The 10,046-nt window shown below is 62.9% G+C and carries 8 protein-coding genes; 4 read left to right on the top strand and 4 right to left on the bottom strand.

Going from position 1 to position 10,046, the window contains the following annotated elements:
* Window positions 1-5: 5 nt before the first annotated feature.
* The 4 genes from GXY33_17880 to GXY33_17865 all read right to left on the bottom strand — a co-directional run bounded on the left by GXY33_17880 (window position 6) and on the right by GXY33_17865 (window position 5,899).
* Window positions 6-1,259, bottom strand: coding sequence for a hypothetical protein (locus tag GXY33_17880; protein NLX07011.1), 1,254 nt, complete (start codon window positions 1,257-1,259; stop codon window positions 6-8).
* A 26-nt stretch (window positions 1,260-1,285) separates the two neighbouring features.
* Window positions 1,286-2,707 (bottom strand): alpha-L-fucosidase, encoded by a 1,422-nt coding sequence (locus GXY33_17875; protein NLX07010.1) that lies wholly within the window; start codon window positions 2,705-2,707, stop codon window positions 1,286-1,288.
* Between the two features lie 157 nt (window positions 2,708-2,864).
* Window positions 2,865-4,967: a hypothetical protein gene (locus tag GXY33_17870; GenBank protein ID NLX07009.1), complete on the bottom strand. Its 2,103-nt coding sequence runs from the start codon at window positions 4,965-4,967 to the stop codon at window positions 2,865-2,867.
* A gap of 5 nt (window positions 4,968-4,972) precedes the next feature.
* Window positions 4,973-5,899 (bottom strand): GntR family transcriptional regulator, encoded by a 927-nt coding sequence (locus GXY33_17865; protein NLX07008.1) that lies wholly within the window; start codon window positions 5,897-5,899, stop codon window positions 4,973-4,975.
* 109 nt (window positions 5,900-6,008) lie between these two features.
* Here GXY33_17865 and GXY33_17860 point away from each other — a divergent pair, with 109 nt between their 5' ends.
* The 4 genes from GXY33_17860 to GXY33_17845 all read left to right on the top strand — a co-directional run.
* Window positions 6,009-8,366, top strand: coding sequence for a hypothetical protein (locus tag GXY33_17860; GenBank protein NLX07007.1), 2,358 nt, complete (start codon window positions 6,009-6,011; stop codon window positions 8,364-8,366).
* A 139-nt stretch (window positions 8,367-8,505) separates the two neighbouring features.
* Complete coding sequence (locus GXY33_17855) at window positions 8,506-8,931, top strand: hypothetical protein (protein NLX07006.1); 426 nt, start codon at window positions 8,506-8,508, stop codon at window positions 8,929-8,931.
* Between the two features lie 49 nt (window positions 8,932-8,980).
* Window positions 8,981-9,754, top strand: coding sequence for a hypothetical protein (locus GXY33_17850; GenBank protein NLX07005.1), 774 nt, complete (start codon window positions 8,981-8,983; stop codon window positions 9,752-9,754).
* A partial coding sequence (locus GXY33_17845) for a hypothetical protein (protein NLX07004.1) occupies window positions 9,727-10,046 on the top strand: 320 nt, incomplete at its 3' end. The genes GXY33_17850 and GXY33_17845, both read left to right, overlap by 28 nt.

The following is a 10,046-nucleotide window of genomic DNA, read 5'->3' as shown; positions in this document are numbered from 1 at the left end:
TGGCTTTAGCCCCACATTCGCAAAGAGTCGGCTTGCGGTTTGCGGCGGTGCGCTTCGGGCAGTTGGACTCGAAAGACGCCGGCCGGCCAGGCGGAGCGGAGCACGTTGAGATGGCCGAAGAACAGGTTGCCGTTGCGGTCGACCGCGCCGCGCGAGACGTACTGGGCGGCTTGGCCGTCGGGTCGTTTGAGGATCGCCACGAGTTTGCGTTCGAGCGTTTGCGCGTTCAGCCGCCAGACCAGTCCTTCCATCGGGTCTTCGTAGGGGTTGGCGCCCATCGGTTTCGGCCAGCGCGAGGCGACGTAGTAGAGGAAGCCGTCCGGCGTGACGACGAGGCCGCCAGCGTGGTCGATGTAGGTATTGACCGGCTGGGTGCGATCGTACTCCTGGGTCACCGGGCCGAGGTCTTCGACGCGGCCGAAGGGACCGTCCAGCGGCCAGATCCGAAACAGCCGCGGAAAGCCGCTCCAGGGAACGGCGTAGATGCATCCGTTGGCTGGATCGGCGGCGGCGTCGTAGAGCACGCTGTGCCATCCGGTCTGCGGGCCGGCCAGGTGCGGCAGGACGTACGGCGAGACGTCCATGCGGTCGAGTCGCGGATCGTAGCGGACCAGATGGCCGTAGTCGTCGGAGGTCCAGACGCGATGCCAGGCATCGAGGAACAGGACCTGCGCGTTGATCGAGCCGATCCGGCCGAGGTCGCGGGCCGTTCGCTTCTTGAGATCGTAGACGAAGAGGTGGTCGCGCGGGTAGCTCAGGGCGTAGAGGAGGCCGGCGTCCTCGTCGTGCAGGAGGCAGCGGCAGCCTTCTTTGGGGAACAGGGTGTCCCACCAGAGGACCTGGTCGGTCTTGACGTCGTAGGCGACCAGGGCGCTGCCGCGAAAGCAGCGTTTCGGATCGTGCCAGCTCAGCCACGGGTTGTAAAAGCTCTCGCCGGCGGGCGGTCCGGAGAGGTGCGTGGCCATATAGAGCCGCTGGTCCGAGAGGGACGGGACGAAGCTGTAGTGGATTTTGCATTGGGTGGCCCGGCCGGAGTCGCGCGGATCGTCCACCACCGTGTCCATGTCGAAGAGGCGCTCCAGCGAGTTGTCTTGATCGTCGTACCGATAGATCACCACCCGCTCGCCCGGCGTCGTCTCCGAACAAGCCGCCGCGTAGATTCTTCCCTCAGGACCGGCGGACAATGACCAGCACGTGTCGCTGTTCGGATGACCGCTAAAGGGATAGAAGTGAACGGTGAATTCACGTCTGGAGTTCAATGGAATTGTCTCTCCCGAGTATGATCTCATATGTCCAGGGCGAGAGCGGCAAAGCTACGAATATTGACCGGGTCGGCGAACGATCGCCTGCACGTGAACCGCATCGCATCAGCCCTGATCGCTGGAAAACGGTCGATCCGCTTGTGTCCGACACTCTGACCGCTCGCCACCTCGACCCACGCTCCGTCTTCTCGTCGCGCCTCGATCGTATAGGATGCAATCTTCTGACCTTCGCGAAGATCTTCCATCGTCACAACATGGTCCACCGCGCGCACAGAAGGCAGTTTCAGTTCAAGCGACGGCCCGGTTCCGGCTGTTTCGGCAATCGCATTGTTGATGTTGAAGCTTCGCACCCGATCACCAAAGGCCCGAGCATGGGCAAGGACTTTCTCCGTCATCAGGCCGCGCCGGTCGGGAGCAAAATTGGGAAGGAACGTCGCCCCTCGGCCGACGGTAGCGTAATAGTGTTCAATCATCTCATCCACCGGTTTCACGTTGGGACCATTCCAGAACCATCCCCCACTGAAGATCGTGTTGGATTCCCAGACGATGAACTGATCTCCTCCCTCGGGATCGGGAATTGGGTCGCCTTGGCCTATCGCCGTGTCTTCCTTCTGGGATCCGTACCATAGAGGATAGGCTGCTCGTCCCGCGTGAACAAACCCCTGTGCTTCCTCTTCGCATGAAAGGCCCACGTCCGCCTTCAGCAGCAGACAATCCGGCTGCAGACGGCGGGCCTCCTCAATGATGGCAGTCCAGAATGTGTCGATCGCATCGCCGTCCAGAATCCCCTGAGTTTCTCCCACATGATCCAGCCACAGGTAAGTAATGTCGCCATACCGGCTCAGCAACTCGCGAATCTGAGCAACCTGCATCTGTGTAAATCGTTCTGCGGCTCCTGGTTCAGACAAACGCTTTCTGGTTGAATGGAACCACTCCTTGTGCCACTTGATCGGGTCGCCTTCCTTGAATATGTGATGCGCATCCATGTAGGAAGAGTGGTACAAGCACGGCTTGATATCATGCCTGCGACATGCATCCACGAATTCGCGAACCACATCCCCGCGGCCATCCTTGTAGGCGGAGTGCTTGACAGAGTAATTTGTGGTTTCCGTTGGCCACAGACAGAATCCCTCCTCATGCCGCGACGTAAGCACCGCGAACTTCGCACCCATCGCCGTCGCCACCTCCATCCAGTTGTCACAGTCCAGGGCGGTGGGGTCGAACGTGCATGGGGGAGCATCGCCCTTGCCTCCGGTGCCCTCGCCGGTAAACGTGTTCATCCCAAAATGGATGAATAGTCCAAGTTCAAGATCTTGAAAGGCCAACTGCTTGGCATTTGGTTTGGCCAGGCGATTGACCTGGCTTGTCGATATGGCATCCGCCACGGTCCGCACATCAACCAATCGACGCCGGGCTGTCTGTTTGTCATGAGGGCTTCGAGTCATTTGCCTGATATCTCCTTCTGGCTCAAACTTGGTATTACAGGATTTCGAGAATAACATTCGGCCGACAACCGCAGTCGGCTTTTGGGGACTGTATCACGGGAGGCAAGATCAGCAAGCACTTTCCTGGCTCGAAGTAGGCGACCCATTTGCTTTCCCATCAGAGCACGTCATCCGGTATCATCCGCTCCCGACAAGCGTTGAACTGTCCCCCGACCGTGCTGTTTTTCGTGAGGTCCCACAGGCTGGTGTTCATTTGCCGGAGGGCGAAGGTCGAGGCGATCAGGCTGTGGGTCCAGCCGGTCTGCGTGGTCAGCACGCCATAGCCCCAGTCGCCGTCGCTGCCCCAGAAATCCCAGCGACGAAAGTCGAATCCGCGGTACCACGTCCCAGCCAGTTCGGGCCGGGCCTCGCCGGCCGTCTGGATGCGGACCAGGAAGTCGGCCATCCGATCCGCGGAGGCGTTGTAGCGGCGATTGCCGGTCGCCTTCGCCGCTTCGTGCATGCCCGCGAAGGCGAAATTCACGGAATAGAGCAGGTCGGTTCCCGGATCGCCGGTCTGATAGACGATGGGCACCTCTTCCTGGCCGTACAGTTCGTTGGCGGCAAGCGGATGATCGATAATCCGCCGATCTTCGGGCCGGATCTCGGTGGACTCCTGGGCTGTGACCACCTGGCCGATCGCGCCGCAAGGGTCCTGATGGTCGATCAGGAATCGCGCGACCTGGTCCAGCCAGCGGCGGTGCAACTCGCGGTCATCGACGCGCACCAGCCAGGCCAAGGGCAGCAGCAGGTGGGCGTAATCCGATTCGAGCCGCCCACCCTCGGACTTCCACGCGCTCGGACCGGCGGTCATCATCTCAGCCAATCCGGCGCGGGCCCGCTCGAGCAGCGGGGCAAAACCGGTTTTGCCGTAGAGCCACAGGAACGTACTCCAGATCATCGCGTGGAAGTGGGCGTAGACATCGACGCCGTCGAAGTCCCAGAAGTGCCGCCAGCCGAGCCGGCGGACCTCGTCGCCCTCAAGGCACTTGTTGGGCCGGAAACCGCGCCGGCCGGTGGTGCGAAAATTGGCCAGGATCGCGACGAGGATCGCGTCGTCCCACCGGTCGCTGTCGAGCAGGACGGCGGCGGCGATCGAACCGAGGATCACCCGCGCGTTGTCGTCGCTCCAGTACAGGCCGTTCGGCTGCTGGTTCCAGCGGACCAGACCGTGGAGCGGATCGTCCGGCGCGCGATTCTCGAACATGGTTGAGTTGAAATAGGTGAAGTCCAGCAGGTTGCGGGCGATCCGGGCGTAGGTCCGGTTCTCGAAGAGGCGTGCTCCGAACGCCGCCACCGCGGCCACCTGACAGACGCTGTCGGCCCGAACGTCGCCGCCCACGGGCTGGCGGCCGTCGAGTTCGATCCGTTTGGACGAGTAGCTTTCCAGCATGCCGCGCGAGCCGTCGCCGACGCTCCAATCTTCGGGCAGCGGCTGCGGAACTTTGCTCAGCGGCTCGAGATGGCGTTCGTCCGACGGATGCACCAGCAGCTTCGACTCGACGATCCACCGGCAGGCCCGTGACAGCGCGTGCATCTGCGCCTGGTCCGGCAGCGGGTCGTCGCGGCGGTAGCTCGGGCGCACCAGCGGGTCCCACTCCAGCCGCCAGCGGCGATCCGGCTCGAGCCAACCCAGGATCATCCGCCACACCGCCCGCCAGGCCGCCTGTGGCGCGTATCGCGCGGCGATGAAATTGCTCAGCTTGGTCGCAGCCACCAGCACGCAGCCGAATGGAAGCTCGAAGAGCAGCGGATGCGTCGCGGGCGGCAGACCGAGTACCGCCTTATCGAAGCCCGCGACCTGGGCCAGCACCAGGTGCGGATCGGCGCACGTCGTCGGAAGGTAATGAGTATTCCATGAGCCCAGGATGCTGAGCCGCTCCAACTCCGGGGCGAAGGCGTCGGAGGCGGTCACGATCCGTTCGATGATCGAGCCGTACGGGCCGGTGGCCAGCAACGTCGGGCGGCCCAGCTCCAGATCGGGAATTGCGGTCGGGTATTCGATGTACAGGCGAAGGTTCCTGGTGCGGACCTTCTCCCACGCCTCCAGCGGGAAATCGGTCGTCGCCTCCGGATACCCGTCGGCGAGGACCAGCACGGCTGATCGATCCGCGGCCCGATCGATGGCCTCGGCTGCATCGTCGCATCGGAGGCACATTTTGTCGTCAGCCGAGACGATGCGGTACAGGTCATTGTCGTGGGAGCATTTGAACACCAGCATCGCCGTTACCTCGCTTCGAGTTGTTCAATGATGAATTGCCGGAACTCACTGCCGAAGAGTTGTGCGTTGGGCCGGTCGCCTTCAAAGAGCCGGTCGATGCCGGCCTGGCTGTGACGGATGTGCTCGATCAGGGCGTCTTGCGCCTTTGGCCAGTCTCGCCGGATCAAGGCCTTGGCGATCCGGCGGTGCTGGCGGACGCTCTGGGCGAGAGCTTGGCCATCCCGTTCCTCCCAGCGGTGCAACACGTCGTAGTACCGCCGGTAGCGGTCGAAGAAGTCCTTGATGAACAGGTTGCCGGATTTGACGATGAGGTACTCGTGCAGCGAGTTGTCGGTTTGGGGCGTATCGGTTTCCGAGGCGGCTGGGACGTTGCGGTCGATGATCGTTCGCAGGTCCTGCTCGACCAGACGGGTCCGCGCCAGCCGCAGGGCCTCGCGTTCCATCACCTGGCGGACCTCGGTGAACATCACGAGGTATTCGAACCGGAACGGCCGAAGCCGCCAGCCGCGGCGTGGCACGTGTTCGAGGATTCCCAGGCCGGCGAGGCGTTCGAAGATCTGTCGCATGGCGGTTCGGCTGATGCCGTATCGGGCGGCTGCGTGCTGTTCGCGGAGGAACGTCTCGCGGCCGAGAAAGCTCAGGCCGACCAGGTCGTCGGCGACGTGCTGATATTGACTGGCCGGTCGCGGCGGCGGTTCGGCGGGCGGGGGTGTAGCCGCGGTTGTCCTGCCCTGTCCGACCGTCAGACGTCCGCCTTTGCCCGTTTTTTTGAGGTAACCGTCGTCGATCAGCCGCCCGACGGCCTGGCGGACCGGGGTCGGGCTGACCCGGTAGTGGGCTGAGAGACCCTGTAGGGTGAGTCGGCAGGGCAGGTCCAACCCGTTGTGGATACGGTGTTTAAGGTCCTGCTCGATGTACCGCGTCAACGACATTCGGTTCGCCTTTCAGCGGCCGGTTCGGCTCTTGAGGGTAATGTACTTGACATTGTTGTCAAAATCAATACATTGGTTAACAAAAACCATAGTCCGGAGGCTCAATCGCGTGGAAACGCTATCGAACAAGCACGTCGCGTTGTCGTTTGATTCCAGGACCGGAGCTCTGGCCGATATCCGCAACCTGGCCACCGGCAACTCGTGCCTGGTCCAAGCAAAGGGGCCGGGGAATCCCTTCGCGGTCTATTACGACTTTCACCGGACGTTCGGGTTTCCCGGCATTCCGAACGGGCCGGAGCCGCTGCCCGACCCGGCGGAGTTGGCGAGCAAGGTGTTTTCGCCAATTTCGGCTGAGGCGGTGACGATCGGGAAGAAAGGCAACGGCCTTTCGCTCATCTACCGGCAGGGTCCGTGGCAGGCGGAGTTGAGCGTTTCGCTGGCGGGCAACTCGTCGCGGTGGAAGCTGAAGGTCAAGAACGTCTCGGATCAGCCGTGTCCGATGATGGCGGTGTTTCCGTTTATCGGCGGGATTCGGCTTGGCGAGGGGCGTAAGAACCTGATGGTGGTCAATGACGAAGCCGGTTACGTCCGGCCGCTGTGGACGGCGGGCAAGGAGCGGGGCGGGATTTACGGGCAGGGCAGCCAGATGAGCATGCAGTGGGGCTGTGTGTTTGATGAGCAGAGCAAGGACGCCTTAGCCTTCATCGTCGAGGACGCGGAACTCCGCAACAAGGAGATCATCTATGAAAAGCCATCGGTCCAGGTCCGCTACTTTCCGCCGGTGATTCTGCAGCCGGGCCAGACGATGGCGTTTCCGCCGGTTCGGCTTCTTGTCTACAGCGGCGACTGGAAGCCCGCGGCGGTGGAATACCACCGGTGGTTCCGGAAGCACTTCAAGCTGGCTGAGGCGCCCGCGTGGGTCGCCGACGTGGACTCGCACCGCGGCCGGTGGATGCTGAGGCGGGGCCAGGAGATGGGAGGTTTGCCGGAGGAGGCGATCCGGACGGTGGCCTACCGCGCGTCGAGCTTCGCTGAGCTGCCCGCGATGGTCCTCGGCGAGCCGGCTGACGTGTATGAACTTGCGTTTTTCAGCCGGTCGGGCATGGGGCCGAAGGCCTCCGGCATGCGTTTCACCCACACCGACGGCGACAACGTGGTGCGCGAGGATCTCGGCGGCGTGCGGGCGATGCGTGCGGGCGTGCGCGGGATGCAGCGGCTCGGTTCGCGCTTCACGCTGTACATCGAGGGCTACATCGTCAGCGACGACGCTGAGATCGCCCGTGACGGGCGGGCCCACGATTGGGCGGTGATGAATCAGGACGGGAGCAACTGCGGCGTGTACACGCAGTACCACCACGTCCACATGTGTCCCGGCGCTGCCGGCTGGCAGGACCACTTGGCGAGGACGTGCGCCGAACTGGTCCGGCGGACCGGGGCCGACGGGATACGACTCGATTCGCTGGGCGCGTACTTTTTCCCGTGCTACAACCCCAAGCACCGGCACGAGAGCCCGTTCGACTACAACAAGTGGCTTTGCCAACTGCTGGAGAAAGTGGCCAAGGCGGTGCGCAAGGTCAATCCCGAGTGCCTGCTGACCACCGAACTGCCGGTGGATTTTTTCCGTCAGCATTTTCACGGCGCGCTGACGCAGTTTTTCAACGACGCGCCGGTGGCGATCACCCGCGATGTCTGTCCGATGCGGGTGGCGTTGCCGGAGTATCATGTGATCATGCATTGCCCGCACGGTCCGGTGTCGGCGTCGCTGGCTGGGTATCCGGGCGGGTCGTTGTATTGGAACGATCCGCAGGCTCTGGTCGGCCTGGAGCAGAAATGGCGAGTCGCGCGTTTTCCGGTCGCCGACGTGCTGCGATGGGGCGACGCTGCGCACGACAATCCGCGGTCCAGCCGGGCCGATGTCGCCTGTCGACGGTTTAGCGGCAAGGGCATGGACGTGGTGGTCGGCGCGCGGTATCAGTACCCCAAGGGCCGCCGGAGCGGACACGTCGAGAAGAACTCAAACATCGACATCAAACGGGACCGCGTCAGCTTCGATGTGCAACTGGAGAAGATGCCGCGCCAACCCAAGCGGGTGTACCTGATCGATATCGTGAACCGGGCGGTTCGGGAGATCCGTCCGAAAGGCGACCGCTTCGCGATCGACTGCAACTGGTTTGTTCTGGTCGTCATGTACGATCGCGATGAGCCGCTGGCGTGTCTGGATGCGCCCAATTCGTGTGTTCCGGGCGGCGAGCTCGAACTGAACGTCACGCTGATTGGCGGGCAATCCTCTCGTCGGATCCGGGCCGACCTGAAGGCCCCAAGCCTGAAACTCGATCAGACCATCACCATTCCCGGGCCGGCGCGCCTGCGGCTGGGCAAGGACGTTGAGCCGGGAACGCATCTGGTTACGCTGGAGGCCAAAGGCATGTTCGGCGCCCGATGCTTCGTCACAGTAGACGCACCGTAGCCGCACACGCTTTGCAGATGTGGCGTAATCATTCGGAAGAGCTTACAATGACGTGGGAGACGGAAGCCCCGCAGCGGTAGTTCGTGAGGGTGCAGGATCGTTCCGATCCGACTGCCATTGCGCAGGAAAGGTTCTTTCGATGGTTGAACCGTCATGGGACAGCGCCAAGTTTCGAGTGGAACTGACCGGAAGCTACCCGGACTTCTTCAAACAATGGGGCAGACAGGTTTCCATCCCCGTCTTTCACACCGGCCCGGACGGCGAACCGGTCCTGGTCTGGGGCAGAGGGCGGGCGTTGGCCAGCGACGATGCGGGTCGGACGTGGCGGCCGTGGCCGCCGATCACCTACAACTCGAATCCCGATGCGGCGGTTGGAGCGGGCGCCGAATACGGGGTGACGCTGGCGGTCTATGACCTGGACTTCGTCCGCGACCAGCCCGCCTGGACCACGCGGACTATCGCGCCGTACATCGAGGGGGGCCTGGCGGCCCACTGGCTCGCCCTGCACGCGACCGTCGAGCCCGAAGATGGCCCGGACATCACCGATCTGCGGGGGCAAAAGTGACGCGAAGCCGTCAACCGATTGGCGTTGCCTCTATCTTGGAGATCAGAGCATGCGGCACAAGGTCTGGATCGTCCCCCACACCCACTACGATGCGGAAGTATTCCTTACTCGCGAGAAGACGATTGAGATCGGCATCTCGATTCTGGTCGACGCGCTGCGGCTGTTGAGGGCCGAACCGCGGTTCCGGTTCCTGATCGACCAGGTCAGCTACATCGATCCATTCCTCAAAGCCCATCCGGAAGAGAGGGAGTTCTTCCTGCGGATGGTCCGCGAGGGACGGCTGGCGGTGGTGGGCGGTGTGCTGGTGATGCCCGACCTGAACATCCCGTCCGGCGAGTCGTTCATTCGGCAGGTGATGTGGGGCAAGGAGTATTGCCGTCGCGAACTGGGGGTCGAGGTCCGCTGCAGTTGGACCATCGATAGCTTTGGGCGGCACCCGCAGTTGCCCCAACTGCTGGTCGGCTGCGGGTTCGATCACGACGTGTTTCAGCGGGTCATGGTCAAGGACAGCCCGTCGGAGTTCCTTTGGGAGGGGATCGACGGCACGAGGATCCTGTGCCACTGGATGCCGCTGGGATACGCGGTCCTGTGGCAGTTTCCCGACAACGCCCACCAGTTTGGGCGGTTTCTCCAGACGCGGCTGACCGCCTTGGTGGACCATGCCGTTACCGAGCACGTCCTGTTGGCCCACGGTCCGGACCTGGAGAGGTTCCCAGTTCAACTGCTCAGGCAAATCGAGGACTTCCGCCAGCACCGCAGCGAGTACGAGATCGCATTCGCGACGCCTGGCAGGAAGTGCTGTTCAACCAGTTTCACGACCTGATCTGCGGCTGCCATGTCGATGAGGCGTTCAGCAGCGCCATGACCCGATACGGCCACAGCGAGTTGGTCGCGTCTCCAATCCTTCAGAAAAGCCTGGAGGCGATTATCAGTCAAATCGACACCCGCGGCGAGGGCGTGGCCGTGGTCGTATTCAACCCGCTGGGCTGGAGCCGCACCGACTGCGTGGAGTGCTGCGTAGCCTTCTCGGAGCCCGATGTCTTTGACATCGACGTGCGCGATTCGGCGGGGCGGTCGGTGCCGTGCGACGGCATCCGCGTGGACCGCTACGAGAC

Source organism: Phycisphaerae bacterium, from assembly GCA_012729815.1.
GTDB lineage: Bacteria > Planctomycetota > Phycisphaerae > JAAYCJ01 > JAAYCJ01 > JAAYCJ01.
This window is presented reverse-complemented; position numbering and strand designations above follow the sequence as displayed.

Coding starts and splice junctions, on each gene's coding strand:
- GXY33_17875 (NLX07010.1), bottom strand. CDS start 2,707: ATGACTCGAAGCCCTCATGACAAACAGACAGCCCGGCGTCGATTGGTT.
- GXY33_17855 (NLX07006.1), top strand. CDS start 8,506: ATGGTTGAACCGTCATGGGACAGCGCCAAGTTTCGAGTGGAACTGACC.
- GXY33_17870 (NLX07009.1), bottom strand. CDS start 4,967: ATGCTGGTGTTCAAATGCTCCCACGACAATGACCTGTACCGCATCGTC.
- GXY33_17865 (NLX07008.1), bottom strand. CDS start 5,899: ATGTCGTTGACGCGGTACATCGAGCAGGACCTTAAACACCGTATCCAC.
- GXY33_17850 (NLX07005.1), top strand. CDS start 8,981: ATGCGGCACAAGGTCTGGATCGTCCCCCACACCCACTACGATGCGGAA.